The organism is Mesorhizobium sp. P2_H9 (genome assembly GCF_056403215.1).
In genome coordinates this window covers 216,190-237,239 of sequence record NZ_JBFUFX010000009.1, presented here as the reverse complement: position 1 = coordinate 237,239, position 21,050 = coordinate 216,190, and the positions used below count along the sequence as shown (strand labels likewise).

The following is a 21,050-nucleotide window of genomic DNA, read 5'->3' as shown; positions in this document are numbered from 1 at the left end:
CTGACAGGAGATTGGTCAGGGGTAGTGTACCTCGCTCGACCAGGCGGGGTGGTCGTGCTTCTGCCAATAGAGCGCCATAAGTCGGCTGGTGATGACGCCGACCTTGCCGTCAGCCACCCGGGCGTCGTCGATGACCGTGACCGGCATGATGCCGCCGGCGGTCGAGGTGATGAAGACCTCATCGGCGGCACGCAGCGCGGCGACGCTGACGTCGGCCGCGGTGGCGGCAAGTCCGGCCTCGGCGCAGAGGTCGAAGACAGTGCGCCTGGTGATGCCGGGCAGCACACCGACGGCTGGCGTAGACAGTCTGCCGTCCTTGACGCAAAAGACGTTGAAGCCTGGGCCTTCGGCGACATTGCCGTTGAAATCGAGGAGCAGCGCCGTCTCGGCGCCGTGGTCGTAGGCGTCGTAGAGACCGCGCACCAGATCGAGCCAGTGATAGTTCTTGATCGCCGGATCGATCGAGGCTGGAGGAATGCGCACCTTGTCGCTGATGGCAACATGCAGGCCGCGCTGCAACTGCTCGGCATTGGCGACCGAGCCGAAGGGGACGGCAAAGGCCATGAAGCGGTTGATCGCCTGGCGCGGGTCGCGGCTGAAGGTCGGCGAGGCGCCGCGCGTGCACAGCATCTCGACATAGGCGGCGCGATGGCCGGACAGCGCCACGCAATTGTGCAGGATTTCGCTTACGCCATCGCGGTCGAACGGGATCGTCATCCACAGCTTTTCCAAGCCGCCGAAGAAGCGCTCGAGATGCAGGTCGAGACGGAAGAAACGGCCGTCCCAGGCATGCACCGTGTCGTAGGTGGCGTCGGAATGCAGGAAGCCCCAGTCCAGCACCGAGATTTTCGCTTGCGACATCGGCAGGTACTGACCGTCTAGGAAAGCAACGCCATCGGGATAGGCATGCGGATCGATGTGGCGGTCGGAAAGGGGCGGCAGCTGGCCTGCTACAGGCACTGCAATGTTTTGGCTCATCACGATCTCCTTGCCGTCGCTCGATGCGCCCCGATCACGCTATTCGCATCTGGCGAAAGGCATAGAGCCACCCACATTGCGCTGGTTGTCCTTCAATGGCGATCTGGCAATGGCGATCTGGCTGATGCATCAGGGTTGACTTACAATTCTCGGGCGAATGTAGCCGGTTGGGGGACAAGGGCATGCAAACTGGATTTCGAGCCATCATCCTGGCAATGGGGGTCTTCCTTGCCACTGGCGAAGCCTTTGCACAGTGCAAACGCGAGGGCGAGGAACTGTGCCAGAGCGGCCAGACATACCGTTGCGAGAAAACGGGCAGCGAGCTGACGCCGATCTTCCAGAACGTGCCTTGCGCGGTCAATGTGCCGTCGCTGACCGGCACCTGGGTCGGCAGTGGCCATCAGAGCCCTGCCGGCGCCGCCGGCGCCGACTGGTCGATTGCCATGACGATCAACGACAGCGGTGCGTCGATCGACTATCCGTCGCTCGGCTGCGGCGGATCGCTGGCGCAGATTTCCAGGGACGACACGTCTGCCGAGTATCGTGAGAGCATTACCTATGGCCAGGACAAGTGCATCGATGGCGGCGCGATCACCGTCAGGTTTTTCAAGGGCAATCTGTCCTGGACCTGGGTCGGCCAGGCGGACGGCCAGCCCTATAACGCGGTCGCCGTGCTGACGCGGAAATAGCGGCGCGTCGCGCTATTCTTCCTCGTCATCGGGGTCGAGCAGACGCGTGGCGCGCCAGCGGGTGAGCACGATGTTGGTCTGTTCGATGACGAAGAAGCGCGCGGAGTCGCGGTCATAACCCTCGGCGAGCAGCTTTTCGTAGTCGGTGTGCACATGGCGGATATGGGCGATGGTTGCCAGCCACACGGCAATCGTCGGCGGCAGGGTCTTCATATGCACCGAACCGGCATCGGTGCGGATCTTTTCCATGTCGGCATAGGGCGCCAGTGGGAGAAGTGCGGTCAGCGCTTTGGCGATGGCGCGGCGGCGTCCGGTTGGCGCGGTCATCCGTCGTTGCGTCCGGCAATGGTCGTTTCGGCGAAGGCGTCGGTCGAGGCGAAGTAGGGCTTGATGTCGATCACCGGCGTGCCGTCGAGCACATCGATGGCGTCGATATCGATGCGGCCGCTGTCGATGTCGACGGCGATCAGCCTGGCGATATGCAGCCCGACAGGGTTCGGCCGGGCAGGGGAGCGCGGCGAGAAAACCCCTTTCGGTTCAGCCGCATGGCGGGGGTTTTGCACAATCAGAGTCCGCGGCGCGTGGTGCAGCCACGACAGGATGATGATGTGGCTGGCGCGTTCCAGGGCAAGCAGGCCGGGACGATAGGGCGCCTCGATTGTGAGGACTGCGGCCTGTCCCGTCTCTCGCGCCGCGTTCATGTTCTTCGGGCAGGTCTCGCGCGAGGTCCATGGCGAGGTGATGCGGCCGATGAAGATGACATGACCGTCCGGCGCCATATCGGCCGGATCAGTCTCCAGAAGCTTTTCGCCATCGCGGGTCTCGAACATGGTTTTCGCCTCTACCACATGTTCCCCACCGATCGTGACCGAAAAGCGTCGGGATCACCCCAGCGGCATTTTCTTGTCCAACAGCGACATAGGCCTTGCAAGGTTGTGAAAATCGACATAAACATATGTTTATATCTTTTTCAAAGAGAATACGCTGATGCATGTCGCGCTCGATACGATGGTGGATACGTTGAAGGCCGCGGCCGAATCCAGCCGGCTGCGCATATTGGCGCTTTTGTCGCGCGGCGACCTCACCGTTTCCGATCTCACCGAAATCCTCGGCCAGTCGCAGCCGCGCGTGTCGCGCCACCTGAAGCTGCTGCTCGAAGCCGGGCTGATCGGCCGCTACCAGGAGGGGTCGTGGGCCTTCTTCCGGCTGTCGGATACCGATTCGGCGCGTGATTTCGTGCTGCGGCTCGTTTCCGGAATAAGGGGTGCCGATCCGCAGGTCGAACGCGATCTCGAGCGGCTGGCTTCGGTCAAGCGCAAGCGGCAGGACCGCGCCGCCGAATATTTCTCCGAAAACGCCGCCAGCTGGGACCAAATCCGCTCGCTGCATGTGGCGGACCGTGCCGTCGAAGCGGCCCTCATCAAGCTCGTCGGCAAGCGGCCATTCCAGTCGATGCTCGATCTCGGCACCGGCACCGGGCGCCTGCTCGAGATCTTTTCACCACTCTACCGGCGCGGCGTCGGCATCGACATGTCGCGAGAGATGCTGACGGTGGCGCGCGCCAATCTCGACAAGGCCGGCGTGTCGAACGCGCAGGTGCGGCAAGGCGATATTTTCGCACCGCCGGTCGAGCGCGACGCCTTCGATCTCGTCACCATCCATCAGGTGCTGCACTATCTCGATGACCCCGCCCGCGCCATCCGCGAGGCAGCAAGGCTGCTGCGGCCGGCCGGCCGGCTGGTGATCGTCGATTTCGCGCCGCATGCGCTGGAATTCCTGCGTGACCAGCACGCGCATATGCGGCTCGGCTTTTCCGACCGGCAGATCGCAGAGTGGTTTTCCGAGGCTGGGCTCGACCTCGAGGATGCCCAAGAGTTCGAACCGCGCGGCGGCAACGAGGCCAAGCTGACCGTCAAGCTGTGGCTCGGCCGCGACCGCCGCATGCTGATCGCCGAGCCCTCCAACGACAGCCAACCCGCCCAAGCTTACCCGATGGGGGAAATCGCCTGATGAACCAGTTTCGCTTTTCCCGTCGTCCTGACATTGGCGACAAGGTCAGGGTGTCGTTCGAGTTCTTCCCGCCGAAGAACGACGAGATGGAAGCCAGGCTGTGGGACACCGTCACCCGGCTGGAGCCGCTGAAGCCGAGATTCGTCTCGGTGACCTATGGCGCCGGCGGTTCGACGCGCGAGCGCACGGCCCGCACGATCAGCCGCATCCTGAAGGAGACCAGCCTGACGCCGGCAGCGCATATGACTTGCGTCGATGCGGCGCGTCATGAGGTCGACGCCGTCATCCAGGAGTTCGCCGATATGGGTGTGAAGCGCTTCGTCGCCTTGCGCGGCGATCCGGCAGAAGGCGTCGGCGCCGCCTACCGGCCGCATGCGGACGGCTATGCCAATGGCGCAGAATTGGTGGGGGCGCTGAAGAGCGCCGGCGATTTCGACATTTCGGTCTCCGCCTATCCGGAAAAGCATCCGGAAAGCCCGGACTTTGCCACTGACATCGACATGCTGAAGCGCAAGGTCGACAATGGCGCGACGCGGGCGATCACCCAGTTCTTCTTCGACAACGATCTCTACGAACGCTATGTCGAGCGGGCGCGCCGGGCTGGCATCTACATCCCGATCGTGCCGGGCATATTGCCGGTGCACAATTTCACCCAGGTCGCCAACTTCTCGGCGCGCTGCGGCGCGCTGGTGCCGGCATGGCTGGCCGAGCGCTTCGAGGGGCTGCAGAAGGACCCGCAGACGCACGCGCTGGTCGCCTCCGCGGTGGCGGCCGAGCAGGTGCTCGACCTGGTCGAGCGCGGCGTCGGCGATTTCCATTTCTACACCATGAATCGGGCGGATCTGGTGTTCGCCATCTGCCACATGATCGGCATCCGCTCGCACGAGGCAGAGGTGGCGGGATCGGCGGCTGCTTAAGGCTCTGCCGCACCTCACGAATGCAAAAAGGCCGGGTAAAAGCCCGGCCTTTTCAATGATTTGGACTATTTAGTGCTGGTCTTCCTCCGCTCCAGCGGTCTTATGGAAGAAAGCCCATAATGAGGGCTCCGATGAATGCGAACGCAGCACAAATCATCAATGCGTTGATTGGCCTCGTCAGTCCCATGTCATAGCCTCCTCTTAAAGAGCTATTGACACGAGTCTAGGGTCATTTGTGCAACAGGCAAGCGGAAAATGTGCTGCATTGCGACAAGATTGTGGAATTTGCGACCTGCCATTTGCTGTTAGGCATTGAAACTCTTCGGCAAAAGCCGGCTTCAGACCTGTGAATAAAATGTGGCAAAGCCGGGGCCGGACGGAGGCATGACAGCGCTACCGTCGGCCGAACAGGCGGCCGTCGATGGTGACGAGACCAAGCGCGATCAGCGCCATGCCGCCGAGTTCAAACAATTCAAGCCGTTCGCCCAAGAACAGGAAACCGAGCAGGATGGCGCTGGCCGGTACGATGAGCGTGACCAGGGAGGCGTTGGTGGCGCCGGCCGAGGCAACGAGGTTGAAATAGAGGATGTAGGCGAAGGCGGTGGACAGCAGCGCCAGCGCAAACACCGCCGCCCAGACCGGCGGCGAGGCCGAGAACAGGCCGGCTGGGCCATAGGTGAAGAGCACGACCGGGATCATGATGATGGTCGATGCCGTCAATTGTCCGGTGGCGATGACCGGCGAGGGCACGCTCTTGAAGCGGCGGGCGACCATCAGCGCGACGGCATAGGACAGCGAGGCGCCGATCAGCGCGAATTTGGCCCAGACCGGGCCGCCCAGTCCCGCAAGCAGGCCGGGGCCGATCATCACCGCCGTGCCGGCAATGCCGAGCGCGATGCCGGCCAGCTTGTTCCAGGAGAGTTTTTCATCTGATGTCAGCGCGTTGGCGAGGATCAGCGTCCAGAACGGCGTCGTCGCATTGAGCACCGAGGCGACGCCGGCGCCAAGCTCAGTCTGGCCGGCAAAGATCAGCGAGAACGGGATGATATTGTTGGTCAGCGCCAGCAGGAAGAACAGGCTGGCATGCGGCAACGCAAGACGGAAGGATGGCCCGCGCAAGCCGAGATAAAGCTGAAGTGCGATCGCCGCGATGGCGACACGAAACAGCACCAGCACCAGCGGATGCAGCTCGCCAACCGCAATGCGGGCAAAGAAGAACGAGCCGCCCCAGATGGCGCCGAGCAGCAGAAGCTGCGCCCAATCCTTGAGCACCATCGGTCCGCGTGCCGTTGCGGGGGTAGCAGCTACAGCCATGTGGTCCTCCCAGACGGGTCCGAATGCCAGCCAGTCAGGCATCTGTTCAAGCCATATCCGGATCGATGACAAGGGCCACCCGAAACCTGATCGATGGCGTAGCACTCCTGGAATTGCCGTAGCGCCGCTGCGTCAGGAGCGCGAGACACAGAATTGTTTTCATTAGCCGCTAGCTTGGATTAATTGTGCGCAGCCCTGATTGAGGATTCGTCGATGCAGCGATTCGAAAATGCCCGCGAGGCGGCACTGGCGCTTCGTCCCGACGATCCGATCTATTGCTTTCGCCCACAGGTGCTGAAGGCGGACGCCAAACAATTCATGGGCATGTTCCCGGGCAAGACCGCCTATGCGGTGAAGACCAATGGCGAACCGATTGTGCTGAAGGCGCTGGTCGAAGCCGGCGTAAATGCGTTCGATGTCGCGTCACCCGGCGAATTCGCCGCCGTGCGCGCGGTCTCGCCCGATGCCGAGATGCTCTACATGCATCCGGTCAAGGCGCAGTCGGACATCAAGCTGGCGCTAGAGAAATACGCCATCCGCGTCATTTCGCTCGACCATGAGGACGAGATCACCAAGCTGACCCGCGTGGTGCGGGCGCTGGATATCGATCCGGGCGCCATCACAGTGTTCGTGCGTATCCAGACCAAGGGATCGGCGGCCTACGAATTGTCGAAGAAGTTCGGCGCCGGCCCGGCCTATGGGGTGGAACTCGCCGAGCGGCTGAACCGCACCGGCTACAAGGTGGGGTTGTGCTTCCATGTCGGCAGCCAGATCGAGGATCCCGATACTTATGAACGGGCGCTGGCCTCGGCCGACTGGGTGCGCAACCGCGTCAGTTTCGACATTGCCGGGCTCGACGTCGGCGGCGGCTTTCCCGCCGAATACGGCCATGACCCCAACAGCCGCAAACCGGAAATGCCGTCGCTCGGCCAGATCATGTCGCGGCTGTCGGGCGACCTGAAGGAATACCAATTCGACCAGATGCCGCTGGTGGCGGAGCCCGGCCGGGTGATCGTGGCGCGCTGCCTGTCGCTGATCGTGCGGGTGCTGCTGCGCAAGGGCAAGCGGCTCTACATCAATGACGGTATCTGGGCGTCGCTGTCGGATTCTTGGACCGGCAAGATCACGCTCCCGGCGCGCTTCATTCCCGACCCGGCGATCCGCTCGCGCAATGGTGAGGAGAAGAACATCGTGCCGTTCAAGGTCTGCGGCGCGACCTGCGATTCCGTCGACATCCTGTCCAGGCCATTCTGGCTGCCGGAAACCGTCGACACCGGCGACTGGATCGAGATCGGCCATATCGGCGCCTACTCGCTGTCGCTCAGAACGCGCTTCAACGGTTTTTATCCCGACACCTTCGTCGAGGTGACGACACCCTTCGACGAGGGCGACGCGCCGCAAGGGTTTGCGAGTTTGGAGACGATGGCGGATTGAAATCCGTTGGAGACGCTGGCTACCAGCCGATCATCTGCACGAAACTGTCGAATTTTTCGATGCCCAAAGGAGCAGGATAGCGCCTGCTGAATTCGACCGTATTGAATGGTTTGGAAAAGTAGTTGAACTCCCAACTGCCGTCGTTTTGCAGATAGTCGACCCGCAGGTTTTCGCGGCCGAGTTCGATAGGATTGTTCACACTGACGATCAGCGTGTGCATCGAGGTGAGCGCGTGGAATCTACCCTCGGTGTATTTGGCTCGGATGTGGCGAATGAGATCGACCATCGGTTGTTGGTCGAACGCTTCCTTGGTCAGCGAGACATAGAATGCCTCGATATCAGCCCATGCCTTCGGAGGTGTGGTAGACGGCGTGTAGCTGTTCTTTGGATCGAAACGGCTCATGCACGGCTCCCCGACGTGATGACGTCAACGGCTACAGCTTCCCCAAAAGCTCCGGCGTTGGCCAGCCGTCGACCGGCAAGCCGAGGCGCATCTGCTCCTTGCGGATGGCTTCGCGGGTGTTGGTGCCCAGGATGCCGTCGACCGTGCCGACGTCGTAGCCTTTGGCTTCGAGCTTGGTCTGCAGTTCCTTCATCTGGTCGTTGTTGAGGCCGGTTTCCGGATTGCGCGGGTCGAACTGCTTTGCGCCTGCCAGCCTGGCGGCGAGGTTGGCTGCGGTCAGCGCGTAGGTGAAGGACTGGTTCCACTCGAGATAGACGTCGAAATTGTCATAGGCGAGGAAGGCCGGGCCCTTGCGGCCCATCGGCAGGGCCAGGCCGGCTTTGAGACCGTTGTCGATAAGCGGCGTGCCGTCGGGGTTGGTGACACCCCACTGTGCCCACTGAGCCAGCGGCAGCTTGTTGGTGCGCCCGGTCTGGTCCCACGGCATGTCTTCGGGAACGCGCACTTCCTCGATCCAGGGCTGGTCGCGTTTCCAGCCGCGCGACAGGATCTTGTTGGCGGTGGTCATGATGACATCGGGCGCGCTGCTGCGCAGGTCGACGATCCCATCGCCGTCGCCGTCGACGCCACGCGCGAGATAGTCGGACGGCAGCATCTGCGTCTGGCCGATCTCACCGGCCCAGGCGCCCTCGACGTCTGCCGGCACGACGCCGCGATCGATCAGCGTCAACAGCGGCACGATCTGCGGCCGGAACAGTTCCGGGCGGCGGCAGTCATGCGACAGCGTAACGAGCGCATTCAGCGTGTGGAAATCGCCCTGCACGGCACCAAAGTCGGTTTCCAGCGCCCAGAAGGCGGCAATGATCGGCGCCTGGACGCCGAACTGCTGGTCGGCACGGGCAAAGACATCGGCGTATTTCTTCAGATTGGCCGCGCCCTGCTTCAGCCGGTAAGGCGCAATCATGCGGTTGGAGAATTCGATGAAGGTTTGGGAAAAGACGCCCTGAGCACGGTCGCGCGCCAGCACCTTGTCGTCGATGGTGGCGGCTTCCAGGGCATCGAGACCAGCGGGCCCGACGCCAGCCGCCTTGGCCTCCACCGCCACGCCTTGCTTCCACGCCTCGAAATCGCCGCCGCATTGCTGCGCCTGCGCCGGCAGGGCCGTGGCCGTCAGCAACAGCGCCGCGAGAATTTCAAAGCGCAGTCGCATCGCCATCCTTTCGAGACAAGATCACCAGCGGTTGTAGACGTGGGTTGTTGGCTGTCGAAAAGCAGGCGGGAGCGCCGGTGTCAACGGTTCTTCTGCCGCAGCCCCTTTTTGAAGGCGGTGCTGCCATTGAACCCGGTGTTATCGGGTGTTCTGCCGCAACCACTTGTTCCAGGCAGCTTCCGTGCCGTTGAAAACGTTGATGTCGCTTTTACCGGTCATGCCCGGAACGATGCCGGTTCCGGTATATTGCCAGAAGGTGAAGGGATGGCTGCCGTATTTCTGGCGGGGATGGCCGGCGACGGAGCGCAGCCAATAGGGATAGCCGCGGAAGGTCGACAGGTCGTTGTCGTCGAAGAAGTCGACCGAGGTGTAGATGATCGGCTTCTTGCCATAGTGCCGTTCGACCATTTCGAGGAAGGTGGTCATCTCTGCGCGCACCGTGGCCGGGTCCGGGCGCAACCGGCAGGTCGGCGATTTCGGGTTCCATTCCATATCTAGCACCGGCGGCATCGCCGAACGGTCAACGGGCACGTTCTCGATGAACCAGCGCGCCTGCGTGGCGGCAGGCGTGCAGAAATAGAAGAAATGATAGGCCGCGCGCGGAATCCCGTTGGCTTTCGTGCGCGCCCAATGCTCGTTGAAATACTCGTCGAAGCGGTCGCCGCCTTCGGTCGCCTTGATGAAGGCGAAGGAAATGCCGCTGGCCTTGGCCGCCGGCCAGTCGACCGAGGTCTGATACTTGGAAACGTCTGTGCCGTGAACGGCATAGTTCCACGGCGCGCCGCTGTCCCATTCATGCGGCTTGGAGTCCTCGAAGCGCGGGGCACGCACCGCAACCGTCGGGCTGCTGGACGAGGGCATGACCGGCACGAGGTCGCCGACGGTCGAGCATGCAGCCAGCAGCGTCAACGTGATGAGGGCCGCGAAACGGCGCATCGCATTTCCCGAGCCGGAATCAGCCGGTCGCTGTTGGGTTGTTGTTGCAGGCGCCCCTCAGGCGATCGCCCCACAGCATCGCCTGATTCTCCAGTGATCGCCGATCATGGTTGATAACAGGTTGATGGCGCTCGACAAGAATGCCGATTTTGCGGAAGCAATGGCGGCAAATCGATGACATAAGGTCCGAACGCGAACCCTAAGGGCGGAAAAATGCGGATCGTTGTGAAGATCGTCAGATGGTTCCTGGGGCTGGTCGTGCTGGCGATCGCGGCGCTGGTTGCCTGGCTCTATATCGCGCCGCCGGAACTAATCCGCGTCGGTTCGGGCTATTCGGCCAAGATCGTCTGCTCGAATGTCTTCATCGCCGGACGCGATGCCAACGATGTTCTGGCCGTCGATGTCCAGGCGCCTGGCCACCCGCTGCTCAGGCTGATGCGGGTATCGGTCGACAAGAACAGGGGAACGGTCTCGGCGGGCCTGTTCGGCGTGCTCGGCAAGGGCATTGCGGTTTCCCGCGATGGTCTCGGCTGTGCGTCGGTTCCCGACGGAAACGTTACCAAAGCGCGGCAGACATCGATCCATGTCGAACCGGCCGCCACAAGGCAGGACGTGTTGTGGCCGGAGGGCGAGCGGGTCGACAGCTCACAGGATCCCGAGCTCGCCAAAATTCTCGACGACCCGGGCGAGACAGGCACCGGCATGCGCGCCGTGGTGGTGGTGAAAAACGGCCATATCGTTGCCGAGCGCTATGGCGACGGTTTTTCGCCAAAGACGCCGCTGCTCGGCTGGTCGATGACCAAGACGGTGAATGCCGCGATCCTTGGCACGCTGGTCAAGGATGGCAAGATGACTGTCACCGACAAAGGGCTGTTCGCGCCCTGGAAAGCCGACGGTCGCGCCGCCATCAGTCTTGCCGACATGATGGCGATGTCGAGCGGGCTGGAGTTCAACGAGGATTATGGCGACGTCGCCGACGTCACGCGCATGCTCTATCTCGAACCTGACATGGCCGGCTTTGCCGCTGCCAAGCCGCTGACCGGCGAAGTCGGCAAGGTGTTTTCCTATTCGAGTGGCACGGCGGTGATGCTGTCGCGGCTGTGGCAGGACGCGATCGGCGACAAGGACAAGGCGCTGGCCTGGCCAAGGACAGCGCTGTTCGAGCCGCTCGGCATGCACAGCGCCGTGCTTGAGACCGACGAGCAGGGTACCTTCGTCGGCTCGTCCTACCTCTACGCCACGGCGCATGACTGGGCGCGCTTCGGTCAGTTTCTGCTGCAAGGCGGGGTCTGGAACGGCAACGATATTCTGCCGGCCGGCTTCGTCGACTGGATGCGGGAGCCGGCACCGGCCTCAAAGGTCTACGGCAAGGGCCAGCTCTGGATCGAGGGCCCGGGCGACGAGGGAAGCCCCGGCGCCGGCATTGCCTCGGGCCTGCCCAAGGATACCTACTGGATGGAGGGCCATGATGGGCAGACGGTCGCCATCATCCCGTCCGAGCAACTGGTGGTGGTGCGGCTGGGGCTGACGCCGGCCAAGCTCGGCTATCGGCCACAGACGATGGCGGCAGCGCTGGTCAAGGCGCTACACTAGCAAACAATTTAATGGGTCATGATCCTAGCAGGCGTTGACCTGTCTGCAGGACCAACCTCCGCCATCGGTATCGTGGCAATCTTCATAGCTGCCGTAGCACGTATTTGTTGAATTACGATACCAGGGATAGCCACCGGGACAGCAGACATCCTGCTGCGCAGTCCGAAGAAATTGGTTTGTCGGCCGGCTTTGGTTTTCCGTATTGCTCGGATATGAAATATTCAACCTGGTTGGCACATCCAGGCTCGAGTTGCTCATGGCAGACAAGCTCAAAAAAATCGTGCAAGCAGCTAACGAAAAGAGTCCCCGCGCACTCATGTTCTCCTCCTTGAGGGAAATAGAGACGGGCCGATATACCATTTTTCAGGCGTTGCGTCGATTTTCCCGGACAGCCGCCAAGGCCTCAACCGGCGCTGCCGTGGTTGCTTGCGCGCCTGATGACCGCGAGCGACGTATAGCCACGATAAAGCCTTTGGAATCGGAGGCTTGCCCCGATTCTCGCAGCTTCCGATTCGAGAACCTCGCGCAGAGATTCACGCGGCGCGACATGGAATTTCCTGAGCCAGCCGCGCAGCAGGGTGCGGAACCAGCGCGGCAGGCCTTCCTGCTGGCCGAAGTCGACGACATGCAATGACCCCTCGGGCGCAAGCGCGGCGAGTGCTGCCGCCACCGTCTTCTCCCAGCCGGGTATCATCGACAGCGAATACGAGACGAAAATACGGTCGAAGCGCTCGATGCCGAACAGAGCCTTCGCATCGAAATCGGTGGCGTCGCCGCGTGCCAGCACAACGTCACCGGACAGGCCATCGCGGGCAATGGCAGCACCGGCTGTCTCCAGCATCTCGGCCGAAATATCGAGGCCGAAGAAGCGGGCGTCGGGGTAGCGGCGGGCGGCGAGGATGATGTTGCGGCCGGTGCCGCAGCCGAGTTCGAGCACCGTGCCACCCGCCGACACATCCAACCCCAATATCATCTGGTCGCGACCGAGCAGGTAGTATTTGCGGGTCAGGTCGTAGATATGGCGCTGCCAGCGGTAGACGCCGTCCATCAGCTCGGCATGGCTGGCCGGCAGCTCGGTCGTGCTCATGCCGCCTGCTTCACATAGAGATGGAAGCCGCCATAGATGGCCGAGCGGTCGCGGGCTGAAAACTCACGCGAGGCCTCGTCCTCATAGCGCCATTGATCAAGCAGCGAATTCGAGACGCGGCCGGGCAACAGGCTGGGTTCGGCGGCGGTGCGGAAAATGACGCGCGCGCCTGCTGAGGCCGTGCGGGTGATTTCTGCCCACAGCGCATTGAGCTGGTCGTCGGTCATCCAGTCCTGCGCGTCGAGCAGGACGAAGCGATCGACGGAACCAGCGTCCTTGCCGGCCAGGAACTCGATCAGATTGGCGTGGTGGATGGCAACGCCATCGATGTTGTTGCGAATCGTCTTGTAGTTGCGTTCTTCTAGATAGGCGGGCAGGGCGGCTTCTCCGGGGTTCGGATAGCGGCGGGCAAAAGCCTGCCAGGCGAAATAGTTTTTCTCCAGCGGAAAGTCGCAAGCAAGCTTTTCGAGGCGGGCCTTCAACACACTGGCCATGGTGCCGTCGCCCGAGGTTATCAGTGAATCATATTGCGCCGGCGGAATGCCGAGGCCGAACAGAGAGGCCTTGCGTGACGTCGCCCATTTCAGCAGTGGCTTTTCGAAGACCGGGGCCAGCTCCTCGTTGAAGAAGCGGCGCTGGTCGGCGATGTTTTTGGCTTCCATGATGCCGGCCGGGTTGACGCCGAAGAATTTGGCCGTGCGATGGCCCATGGCGATGAACAGGCCGAGCAGGCCGGTCTGGTAGAAATTGCGGTCGAAGACGGCGATGCGGCGACGGCCGCGCCAGCTGCGATGCTCCCAATAGTGACGGCTGACCGGGTCGAGATGCGGGGCGATGAAGCGGTCGTAGGCTTCCGAATTGTGACGGGTGTCAGCGGCGCCGAAGAAGCGGAACAGGTCACCCTGCGAGGGCAGATGGCGCACCGCCTCCAGCTTCATGCGGTTCAACGCGATGTGGGCGGCGTTGAGATCGACGGCGTCGATCCGGTCCGGTGACCGGGTGAGATAGGCGAGGATGTTGCAGCCGCCGGAAGCGATGGTGACGACCCGGTGGCCCTTGCCAAGCTGCATGGCATCCATGTCGACATCGGGATCTTCCCAGATCTGCGGATAGACGAGGCCGGAAAACAGCAAGGCAAAAAGCCGTTCGGACAGGCCGGCCTTCGACAGTGGGCGATTCTGGTAGACGGCTTTTCCAACTTCCTTGCCGCGGCGAAAAACCAGTTCTCCGGAAACGTCCGTCATGCCGCTGATTCCCCGTTTGCTTTGTCGCAAGCGGGTAGCGCCGGCTGATGACAGGTGCATGACAGTGGCAGCTGGCAATGCAAATGCCAGGGTTGGGCTATCGCACCAGGAATGGCCGTTCGGCCGCTGCAACACCGATGACGAGCGCGGTGGCAATGGCAAGAAAGACCATTGGCGGCCATGCCGAGCCGATCAGGCCAAGCGCTAGCGCAACCACCGCGGCGACAAGCTTGTTCAGCAGGGGGCGAATTCCGAGCATTGCCCGAAAGAGCATCTCGCCAAACATGAACACCGAGATGCCGGCACTGAGCAGCCACGGAGCATGCGACGAGGCGTCATGGCCTGTGTCGAGCAATTCCCTGATGCCGGCCGAAACCAGAATGATGCCGAACAGCAAGACGAGGTGGCCGCCCCAGTAGCCGAGAAGCGCCATGCGGGTGCGCATGTCGGGCGCGGCATTGACGAAATGGTCTTCCGCGCGCTGGTCTTCGCGGTCGAAATAGCTCCACCACAGTGCCGCGACCAGCGCCAGGGCCAGCGCCAGACCTGAAAGCCCACTGATTTCGGTGAGGTGGGCGTTGCCGCCGGTGCCCACCGCGACGGCCACGATCGACTCGCCAAGCGCGATGATGACGATCAGGCGGTGCCGCTCGGCGAAATGGCCGCCGCTTAGAGCGAAACGCTGTTCATGCGTGGTAATCATGCGGACGATCTGGATGACAAAGATGAGCGTCGTGGCGACAAGCAACGGCCACTTCCAGGGCTTGTCCACCAGGGCAACGCCGATCAGCAGCGCGGATGCGCCGAGATTGATCGGCATGGTGGCCAGGATGGCGCGCGCCGCGCCATGGCGACCGCGCCAGGCAAAGCCGAACAGATGCAGGATGACGACAAAGAGGTAGGAGAAGCCGAAGACAAGCGCGCCATCGCCGAAGACATCGGGGATGGCGATTGCCATCACCAGAAACCCTGCCATCGCGGCGATCAGGATCAGGCGCAGCAGCGTACTCTCACCGGCATTGTTGGTCAGCCAGCTGAAGGCCGCGTACATCCACCACACAGGCACCAGCACCAACAATACCAGAAGAATATCGCCCAGCGAGTGGGCTTCTTCGACAAGCTGCTTGAACTGGGTGATGACGAAAACGAAGACAAGGTCGAAGAACAGTTCGATCGATGCGACATGCGTCGCCTCTTCGTGTTCGCTTTCGCTCATCGACCCGCCTCCTGACCTGCCGCACCATTGCCCCGCCGACAGGCGTCTAGCAAGCACCCGTCATGGCCGACCAAAACCGCCAGGCGTCGGTGTCGTCAGGATGACGGCATCGCCAGCCTCAAGCACCGTTTGGTCACAGGCCTTCAGCATGTCGACCTGACCATTCTTGCGGCGGACCTTGGTCGAGCCAACCTCGCCATCACCGCCGCCGTCCAGGCCTTGCGGCGGGCGGTTGCGATGCGAGGACAGGATGGCGCATTCCATCTTTTCGAGGAAGCGGATGGTGCGTTTGGTGCCGTCGCCGGCGCTCCATTTGCCTTTTCCGCCTGAACCTTCGCGGATGTGGAAATCCTCGAGCAGGACAGGAAAACGCAGTTCCAGCACTTCCGGATCGGTGAGGCGCGAATTGGTCATATGGGTGTGGACGCCGGAGGTGCCGGCAAAACCACGGCCGGAGTTCATCTGTCCGGCCGGCGAGCCTGAGCAGATCGTCTCGTAATACTGGTACTGCTTGTTGCCGAAGGTGAGATTGTTCATCGTGCCTTGCGCGTTGGCCATCGCGCCCATGGCGCCGAACAGCGCGTTGGTGACATGCTGTGAGGTCTCGACATTGCCGGCGACGACGGCGGCTGGATAGGCCGGCTTCAGCATGCAACCATCAGGGATGATGATGTTGATGGGCCGCAAACAGCCGGCATTCATCGGGATCATGTCCTCGACCATGACGCGGAAGACATAGAGCACGGCGGCGCGGGCGACCGGCTCCGGCGCGTTGAAATTGTTCTTCACCACCGGCGATGTGCCGGTGAAGTCGACCGTTGCCTCGCGCTTTTGCCGGTCGACTGATATCTTCACCTTGATGACCTGGCCGGTGTCGGTCGGGTATTCGTATTGCGAGGTGTCAGGCAACCGCTCCAGCACGCGGCGCACGCTTTCGGCGGCATTGTCCTGGACATGGCCCATATAGGCTTCGACCACGCCGAGACCGAAATGCGCGACCATCTTGCGCAATTCGGCGACGCCTTTTTCATTGGCGGCGATCTGCGCCTTGAGGTCGGCGATGTTCTGGTGCGGATTGCGTGCCGGCCAGCGATGGTCGGTGAGCAGCGTGTGCAGTTCCGTCTCGCGGAATTTTCCATGATCGACGATGCGGAAATTGTCGAACAGCACGCCCTCTTCGTCGACCGTTGTGGCGAGCGGCGTCATCGAGCCGGGCGCGGTGCCGCCGATATCGGCATGGTGGCCGCGTGAGGCAACGTAGAAGAGTATCTCCTCCCCCCTTGAGGGGGAGGTGCCGCCGAAGGCGGCGGAGGGGGTCGCTGCGGCAGTGCTAGACGTTCCTGTGGTTCCTTCTGAGAGGACCCCACCCGGCCGCTTCGCGGCCACCCTCCCCTCGAGGGGGAGGGAAAATACAGGCGTCACCACGGTAATGTCGGGCAGATGCGTGCCGCCATTGTAGGGTGCGTTGAGGGCAAAGACGTCGCCGGGGTGGATGTCGCCCGAGTTCAACCGGATGATGGTCTCGACCGAGCGGTCCATCGAGCCGAGATGCACCGGCATATGCGGCGCATTGGCAACCAGCGCGCCGGTGCGGTCGAAGACGGCGCAGGAGAAATCCAGCCGTTCCTTGATGTTGACCGAATAGGCGGTGTTCTGCAGCGTCACGCCCATCTGTTCGGCGATCGACATGAAGAGGTTGTTGAAGACTTCCAGCATCACCGGATCAGCCTTGGTGCCGAGCGCGGCCTTGCGCTGCTTCTCTTCGATGCGGCGCAGGAGCACATGGTCCTTGGCGGTGATCTCGGCCTGCCAGCCGGGCTCGACGACGATGGTCTGGTTTGGCTCGATGATCAGGGCAGGGCCGGCGATCTTGTTGCCCGGCTTGAGCGCTTCACGGAGGAAGATGCCGGCATCGTGCCAGATGCCATCGGCAAAGATTTTCCGACTCTTGGAAGGACTTGCGACGATGTCCTCAAGAACTGAATCGCTTTCGTCGCGGCCGGTGCCGCCGGTGTCGGTGCCTTCGACGCCGACGGTCTCGATGATCATCGGCTTGTCGTCATAGATGAAGCCGAACTGCGCCTTGTGGGCGGTTTCGAAATCGCGCCTGGCCTGGAAAATCGAGGCTTCCTCGAAATTCACCGGCAGTGTCGTGTCGGTGCCGTCATAGCGGATGTGCAGCACCGGTTTCGCGGCAACCGCATCCTCGGCGATGCCTTGCGCCGCGAGCTCGGCGATGACCGCTTTCCTCAAGGTGGCAATGAGGCTGCCGATTTCGGTTCTGGACTCTTCGGCAAGGGGCTTCAGTAGCGCCTGCTGGCGCGAGGCAAACACCGATGACAGGCCGATGCCATAGGCCGAAAGCAGGCCGGAGAAGGGGTGGATCAACACGGCTTCCATGCCGAGCGCATCGGCAACCAGGCAAGCATGCTGGCCGCCGGCGCCACCAAAACAGTTTAGGAGATATTCGGTGACGTCATAGCCGCGCTGCACGGAAATCTTCTTGATGGCGTTGGCCATGTTCTCGACGGCGATGGTGATGAAGCCCTCGGCGACGGCCTCGGGTGTTCGGCCATCGCCGATCTCGGTGGCAAGCGAAGTGAACTTTGAGCGCACCGTTTCGACGTCGAGAGCTTCGTTCTGGCCGGGTCCGAAAATGGCCGGGAAGAAATCCGGCTGCAGCTTGCCGAGCATGACATTGGCGTCGGTGACAGCCAGCGGGCCGCCGCGTCGGTAGGCGGCGGGGCCGGGATTGGCGCCGGCCGAGTCCGGGCCGGCGCGGAAACGCCCGGCCTCGTAGTGCAGGATCGAACCGCCGCCGGCGGCGACGGTGTGAATGCGCATCATCGGCGCGCGGATGCGCACGCCGGCGACCTCAGTGTCGAAGGCGCGTTCATAGTCGCCGTCGTAATGCGCGACGTCGGTCGAGGTGCCGCCCATGTCGAAGCCGATGACTTTTTCGAAGCCGGCGCGTTTTGCCGTCTCGACCATGCCGACGACGCCGCCGGCCGGTCCGGACAGCAACGCGTCCTTGCCCTGGAACATATCGGCGGCGGTGAGACCGCCTGACGACATCATGAACATCAGGTGAGGGGACGGACCGATTTCCCCCGCCACCCTTTGCACATAACGCGATAGGATCGGCGACAGATAGGCGTCGACCACCGTGGTGTCGCCGCGGCCGACCAGTTTGATCAATGGCGAGACCTCGTGGCTGACCGAGATCTGGCCGAACCCAAGTTTTCGGCAGACCCTTGCCACCGCCTTTTCGTGGTCGGGATATTTCCATGCATGCATGAAGACGATGGCCACCGCATCGATGCCGTCGGCCTTGGCCTGCTCGATCGCCGGCCGGCAGGCGGCGATGTCGAGCAACTGTTCGACGCAGCCGTCGGCGCGCACCCGCTCGTTGATCTCGATGACGCGCTCATAGAGCTGCTCGGGGAGGATGATCTCCTTGGCGAAGATGTCGGGCCGCGCCTGATAGGCGATCTTCAGCGCATCGCGAAATCCCTTGGTGATGAGCAGCAGCACGCGGTCGCCCTTGCGCTCCAGCAGCGCATTAGTGGCCACCGTGGTGCCCATCTTGACGTCGCCGATCAGGCCCGGGGGGATGGGAGCGCCGGATTGAACGCCGAGCAGGTCGCGAATGCCCTGGATCGCTGCGTCGGCATAGGCCTCGGGATTTTCCGACAGAAGTTTTTTGGGATGCAGGCTGCCCTGCGGATCGCGGCCGATGACATCGGTGAAGGTGCCGCCGCGGTCGATCCAGAAATCCCATTGTGCGCTCATGCGGTAGCCCCCGGCATTTTCATCGATGCCATCTGTTAGTTCGCAATGGCTTGGGCGGCAACGGTCAAGCGCTGGATGTTACATGCGGACACGCAACGTTACGAAACTCATGGCCTGCTGGCGCATTTTCCTTTCGATCGCTCACGGCAATGTGAGCGTGTCTTGAAGGAGAGATGTTATGAAAAAGCTCATTCTCGCGTCGATTTCCGCCCTTGCGCTGTTCGGCGTAGCCGCGTGCAGCGATAGCGGCACGGACAACACCACCACCCAGAGCACCAACCCGCCGGCCGCCGATCAGCCGCTGCAGCCTGCTGCTCCGGATGCAACGAAGCCTGCTGAACCGGCTCCGGCAACACCGGCTCCTGCTGCCCCTGCGCAGTAGTAGCGTGACGAGTTGAGTTCTGACGAGTAGGGAGGCCGGCTTTATGCCGGCCTTTCCTTGTGATGCCTGGCGGCGCAGCGCGGCTGCTGCCGAGTTGGTGACCTCTTCGTGAACCGGTTGGCGGCGCCTGCGGCACTGTCTTCGCTTGATAGCGGTGGCCGGCGGCCCTAATAAGCCTTCATGTCGATTTGGGATCGCCTCGGCGAGTTCATCACCCGCGTTTCCTCTTCAGCCACTTCGGGCGTCGCCGAAGTGGTCGAAGCCGTGCGCACGGTTTTCTCCGGCGATGCGGATCTGCGCCGGCGCGTTGCCTTCTCGGTGGCGATGATTGCGCTGTCGGCCAAGATGGCCAAGGCCGATGGCATCGTCACCCAGGACGAGGTGCGCGCCTTCCAGGAAATATTCGAGGTGCCGAGAGAGCAGACGCGCAACGTGGCGCGGCTCTACGATCTGGCCAAGCGCGATGTCGCCGGGTTCGAGACCTATGCCGAGCGCATGGCGCAGCTGTGTGGCTCGGGCCATGCGAACTGCATGATGCTGGAGGACATACTCGACGGGTTGTTCCACATCGCCAAGGCCGACGGCCTGATCCACGAGCACGAAGGCCTGTTCCTGCACCGGATCGCGGAGATTTTCAAAATCGACGAGGCGCATTACGAAAGCATCCTGGCGCGGCACGTCAATCTTGGCGCCGCCGATCCCTATGTGGTGCTCGGCATCGAGCGGGGAAAGACGTTCGAGGAAGTCAGGAAGCGCTATCGCAAGCTGGTTTCCGACAATCATCCGGACCGGTTGATCGCGCGCGGCCTGCCGCAGGAGTTCATCAAGATCGCCACGACCAGGCTGGCGGCGATCAACACGGCCTATGAGATGATCGAGCGGGGCCTCAGGCACGCATGAGCGGCTTCCTGCCCGACGAGCCGAGCGCCGAGGTAAGGGTATCGCCGAATTTCGGCCCGCGGCGCGAGACGCTCAGGCCCGACATGATCGTGCTGCACTACACCGGCATGGCGACAGGCGCTGGCGCCGAAGCATGGCTGTGCGATCCGGCCAGCGAGGTCTCCTCGCACTATCTCGTCCACGAGGATGGCCGCATCGTGCAGATGGTGCGCGAGAGCGATCGTGCCTGGCATGCCGGCAAGGGTTCGTGGTTCGGACGCGCCGACATCAACTCCTGTTCGGTCGGCATCGAGATCGTCAATCCAGGGCATACGCTTGGCTATCCCGGTTTTCCCCGGAGGCAAGTCAAAGCGGTGATCGGCCTGTGCAAGGGGATCATCCGGCGCCATGCCATCCCGGCCCAACGGGTACTGGCCCATTCCGACGTTGCGCCGGGCCGCAAGATCGATCCGGGCGAGAAATTCCCGTGGCAGGTCCTCTTCGCCGCTGGTGTCGGCCATATGGTCAAGGCGGCGCCGATCAGGCGCGGGGCCGTGCTGACGGCCGGCGATGCGGGCGCCGAGGTCGAAGCGTTGCAATCGATGCTGGCGCTCTACGGCTATGGCGTGGAGATAACAGGCGCTTTCGACCGGCAGACCGAAATCGTCGTCGAGGCTTTTCAACGCCATTTCCGACCGCGCTTGGTCGATGGTGTGGCCGACGGCTCGACAATCCGCACGCTGGAAAGGCTGCTGGCTTCCGCAAGGACAATTTTGTCCACATAGTCTGTTCCAGACCGTTAAATTACAACCTGTCACTCAAAGTGACTTGCCCCGCCTTGTTTGACGCCAATTCGACCGTCAAAGGCAGCTTGTGCAAGTTATCGGACATCTATCCCCCCCCCCCGGATGTTTCGATATTGATTAGGCGTTGCTGCGTGAAGATCTTCGCGCGGTTCAGACAGAA

At 62.4% G+C, this 21,050-nt stretch carries 20 protein-coding genes; 9 read left to right on the top strand and 11 right to left on the bottom strand.

The window, feature by feature from the left end:
* Positions 1-15 precede the first annotated feature (15 nt).
* Entirely contained in the window at positions 16-978 is a 963-nt protein-coding gene (locus AC1DXN_RS18375; RefSeq protein ID WP_477275014.1) for an aminotransferase class IV, read from the bottom strand.
* On the opposite strand from AC1DXN_RS18375, the gene AC1DXN_RS18370 reads away from it, so the two are divergent.
* Positions 965-1,117: a hypothetical protein gene (locus AC1DXN_RS18370; protein WP_477275012.1), complete on the top strand. Its 153-nt coding sequence runs from the start codon at positions 965-967 to the stop codon at positions 1,115-1,117. The genes AC1DXN_RS18375 and AC1DXN_RS18370 overlap by 14 nt on opposite strands.
* Before the next feature lie 43 nt (positions 1,118-1,160).
* Positions 1,161-1,667: a hypothetical protein gene (locus AC1DXN_RS18365; protein WP_477275010.1), complete on the top strand. Its 507-nt coding sequence runs from the start codon at positions 1,161-1,163 to the stop codon at positions 1,665-1,667.
* 12 nt (positions 1,668-1,679) lie between these two features.
* On the opposite strand, the gene AC1DXN_RS18360 is transcribed toward AC1DXN_RS18365, so the two are convergent.
* Together AC1DXN_RS18360 and tsaA are read right to left on the bottom strand one after the other, a co-directional pair.
* The gene (locus tag AC1DXN_RS18360) at positions 1,680-1,994 is read right to left on the bottom strand and encodes a DUF2293 domain-containing protein (RefSeq protein WP_477275008.1); all 315 of its coding nucleotides are present in this window, start codon (positions 1,992-1,994) and stop codon (positions 1,680-1,682) included.
* Positions 1,991-2,497, bottom strand: a complete 507-nt coding sequence (tsaA, locus tag AC1DXN_RS18355) for a tRNA (N6-threonylcarbamoyladenosine(37)-N6)-methyltransferase TrmO (protein WP_477275006.1) — start codon at positions 2,495-2,497, stop codon at positions 1,991-1,993. Before tsaA ends, AC1DXN_RS18360 begins: the two co-directional genes overlap by 4 nt.
* 157 nt (positions 2,498-2,654) lie before the next feature.
* Here tsaA and AC1DXN_RS18350 point away from each other — a divergent pair, with 157 nt between their 5' ends.
* Positions 2,655-3,677, top strand: a complete 1,023-nt coding sequence (locus AC1DXN_RS18350) for an ArsR/SmtB family transcription factor (protein ID WP_477275004.1) — start codon at positions 2,655-2,657, stop codon at positions 3,675-3,677.
* On the top strand, positions 3,677-4,594 hold the full coding sequence (gene metF, locus AC1DXN_RS18345) for a methylenetetrahydrofolate reductase [NAD(P)H] (RefSeq protein ID WP_477244577.1): 918 nt from the start codon (positions 3,677-3,679) through the stop codon (positions 4,592-4,594). Before AC1DXN_RS18350 ends, metF begins: the two co-directional genes overlap by 1 nt.
* A 393-nt stretch (positions 4,595-4,987) precedes the next feature.
* On the opposite strand, the gene AC1DXN_RS18340 is transcribed toward metF, so the two are convergent.
* Positions 4,988-5,908, bottom strand: coding sequence for a DMT family transporter (locus AC1DXN_RS18340; RefSeq protein ID WP_477275002.1), 921 nt, complete (start codon positions 5,906-5,908; stop codon positions 4,988-4,990).
* Between the two features lie 213 nt (positions 5,909-6,121).
* Between AC1DXN_RS18340 and AC1DXN_RS18335 the strand changes: the two genes are divergently transcribed.
* Positions 6,122-7,342, top strand: a complete 1,221-nt coding sequence (locus AC1DXN_RS18335; RefSeq protein WP_477275000.1) for a type III PLP-dependent enzyme domain-containing protein — start codon at positions 6,122-6,124, stop codon at positions 7,340-7,342.
* 19 nt (positions 7,343-7,361) lie between these two features.
* Here the strand turns inward: AC1DXN_RS18335 and AC1DXN_RS18330 are convergent, their stop codons facing one another.
* The 3 genes from AC1DXN_RS18330 to AC1DXN_RS18320 all read right to left on the bottom strand — a co-directional run bounded on the left by AC1DXN_RS18330 (position 7,362) and on the right by AC1DXN_RS18320 (position 9,891).
* Positions 7,362-7,745, bottom strand: a complete 384-nt coding sequence (locus tag AC1DXN_RS18330; protein WP_477274998.1) for a hypothetical protein — start codon at positions 7,743-7,745, stop codon at positions 7,362-7,364.
* Positions 7,746-7,776: 31 nt separating this feature from the next.
* Entirely contained in the window at positions 7,777-8,955 is a 1,179-nt protein-coding gene (locus AC1DXN_RS18325) for a lytic murein transglycosylase (RefSeq protein WP_477274996.1), read from the bottom strand.
* Positions 8,956-9,093: 138 nt separating this feature from the next.
* Positions 9,094-9,891: a glycoside hydrolase family 25 protein gene (locus AC1DXN_RS18320; RefSeq protein ID WP_477274994.1), complete on the bottom strand. Its 798-nt coding sequence runs from the start codon at positions 9,889-9,891 to the stop codon at positions 9,094-9,096.
* Positions 9,892-10,104: 213 nt separating this feature from the next.
* On the opposite strand from AC1DXN_RS18320, the gene AC1DXN_RS18315 reads away from it, so the two are divergent.
* Positions 10,105-11,484: a serine hydrolase domain-containing protein gene (locus AC1DXN_RS18315; RefSeq protein WP_477274992.1), complete on the top strand. Its 1,380-nt coding sequence runs from the start codon at positions 10,105-10,107 to the stop codon at positions 11,482-11,484.
* Between the two features lie 403 nt (positions 11,485-11,887).
* On the opposite strand, the gene AC1DXN_RS18310 is transcribed toward AC1DXN_RS18315, so the two are convergent.
* From AC1DXN_RS18310 to AC1DXN_RS18295, 4 genes are all read right to left on the bottom strand, one after another.
* Positions 11,888-12,571 carry a class I SAM-dependent methyltransferase gene (locus AC1DXN_RS18310; protein ID WP_477274990.1) on the bottom strand — a complete coding sequence of 228 codons (684 nt, stop codon included), beginning with the start codon at positions 12,569-12,571 and terminating at the stop codon, positions 11,888-11,890.
* Positions 12,568-13,815, bottom strand: a complete 1,248-nt coding sequence (locus tag AC1DXN_RS18305; RefSeq protein ID WP_477274988.1) for a BtaA family protein — start codon at positions 13,813-13,815, stop codon at positions 12,568-12,570. Before AC1DXN_RS18305 ends, AC1DXN_RS18310 begins: the two co-directional genes overlap by 4 nt.
* A gap of 97 nt (positions 13,816-13,912) precedes the next feature.
* Entirely contained in the window at positions 13,913-15,031 is a 1,119-nt protein-coding gene (locus AC1DXN_RS18300) for a low temperature requirement protein A (protein WP_477274986.1), read from the bottom strand.
* A 60-nt stretch (positions 15,032-15,091) separates the two neighbouring features.
* Complete coding sequence (locus AC1DXN_RS18295; protein WP_477274984.1) at positions 15,092-18,823, bottom strand: hydantoinase B/oxoprolinase family protein; 3,732 nt, start codon at positions 18,821-18,823, stop codon at positions 15,092-15,094.
* 178 nt (positions 18,824-19,001) lie between these two features.
* Here AC1DXN_RS18295 and AC1DXN_RS18290 point away from each other — a divergent pair, with 178 nt between their 5' ends.
* The 3 genes from AC1DXN_RS18290 to AC1DXN_RS18280 all read left to right on the top strand — a co-directional run bounded on the left by AC1DXN_RS18290 (position 19,002) and on the right by AC1DXN_RS18280 (position 20,869).
* Positions 19,002-19,205, top strand: a complete 204-nt coding sequence (locus tag AC1DXN_RS18290; protein WP_477274982.1) for a hypothetical protein — start codon at positions 19,002-19,004, stop codon at positions 19,203-19,205.
* A gap of 180 nt (positions 19,206-19,385) precedes the next feature.
* Complete coding sequence (locus AC1DXN_RS18285) at positions 19,386-20,105, top strand: TerB family tellurite resistance protein (RefSeq protein ID WP_477244598.1); 720 nt, start codon at positions 19,386-19,388, stop codon at positions 20,103-20,105.
* Positions 20,102-20,869 carry an N-acetylmuramoyl-L-alanine amidase gene (locus AC1DXN_RS18280; RefSeq protein ID WP_477274980.1) on the top strand — a complete coding sequence of 256 codons (768 nt, stop codon included), beginning with the start codon at positions 20,102-20,104 and terminating at the stop codon, positions 20,867-20,869. The genes AC1DXN_RS18285 and AC1DXN_RS18280 overlap by 4 nt, the downstream gene beginning before the upstream one ends.
* The last annotated feature ends 181 nt before the right edge of the window (positions 20,870-21,050 follow it).

Coding starts and splice junctions, on each gene's coding strand:
- AC1DXN_RS18335 (WP_477275000.1), top strand. CDS start 6,122: ATGCAGCGATTCGAAAATGCCCGCGAGGCGGCACTGGCGCTTCGTCCC.
- AC1DXN_RS18365 (WP_477275010.1), top strand. CDS start 1,161: ATGCAAACTGGATTTCGAGCCATCATCCTGGCAATGGGGGTCTTCCTT.
- AC1DXN_RS18320 (WP_477274994.1), bottom strand. CDS start 9,891: ATGCGCCGTTTCGCGGCCCTCATCACGTTGACGCTGCTGGCTGCATGC.
- AC1DXN_RS18300 (WP_477274986.1), bottom strand. CDS start 15,031: ATGAGCGAAAGCGAACACGAAGAGGCGACGCATGTCGCATCGATCGAA.
- AC1DXN_RS18360 (WP_477275008.1), bottom strand. CDS start 1,994: ATGACCGCGCCAACCGGACGCCGCCGCGCCATCGCCAAAGCGCTGACC.
- AC1DXN_RS18375 (WP_477275014.1), bottom strand. CDS start 978: ATGAGCCAAAACATTGCAGTGCCTGTAGCAGGCCAGCTGCCGCCCCTT.
- AC1DXN_RS18325 (WP_477274996.1), bottom strand. CDS start 8,955: ATGCGACTGCGCTTTGAAATTCTCGCGGCGCTGTTGCTGACGGCCACG.
- AC1DXN_RS18310 (WP_477274990.1), bottom strand. CDS start 12,571: ATGAGCACGACCGAGCTGCCGGCCAGCCATGCCGAGCTGATGGACGGC.
- AC1DXN_RS18290 (WP_477274982.1), top strand. CDS start 19,002: ATGAAAAAGCTCATTCTCGCGTCGATTTCCGCCCTTGCGCTGTTCGGC.
- AC1DXN_RS18315 (WP_477274992.1), top strand. CDS start 10,105: ATGCGGATCGTTGTGAAGATCGTCAGATGGTTCCTGGGGCTGGTCGTG.
- AC1DXN_RS18330 (WP_477274998.1), bottom strand. CDS start 7,745: ATGAGCCGTTTCGATCCAAAGAACAGCTACACGCCGTCTACCACACCT.
- AC1DXN_RS18280 (WP_477274980.1), top strand. CDS start 20,102: ATGAGCGGCTTCCTGCCCGACGAGCCGAGCGCCGAGGTAAGGGTATCG.
- AC1DXN_RS18295 (WP_477274984.1), bottom strand. CDS start 18,823: ATGAGCGCACAATGGGATTTCTGGATCGACCGCGGCGGCACCTTCACC.
- AC1DXN_RS18340 (WP_477275002.1), bottom strand. CDS start 5,908: ATGGCTGTAGCTGCTACCCCCGCAACGGCACGCGGACCGATGGTGCTC.
- metF (WP_477244577.1), top strand. CDS start 3,677: ATGAACCAGTTTCGCTTTTCCCGTCGTCCTGACATTGGCGACAAGGTC.
- tsaA (WP_477275006.1), bottom strand. CDS start 2,497: ATGTTCGAGACCCGCGATGGCGAAAAGCTTCTGGAGACTGATCCGGCC.
- AC1DXN_RS18350 (WP_477275004.1), top strand. CDS start 2,655: ATGCATGTCGCGCTCGATACGATGGTGGATACGTTGAAGGCCGCGGCC.
- AC1DXN_RS18285 (WP_477244598.1), top strand. CDS start 19,386: ATGTCGATTTGGGATCGCCTCGGCGAGTTCATCACCCGCGTTTCCTCT.
- AC1DXN_RS18305 (WP_477274988.1), bottom strand. CDS start 13,815: ATGACGGACGTTTCCGGAGAACTGGTTTTTCGCCGCGGCAAGGAAGTT.
- AC1DXN_RS18370 (WP_477275012.1), top strand. CDS start 965: ATGTTTTGGCTCATCACGATCTCCTTGCCGTCGCTCGATGCGCCCCGA.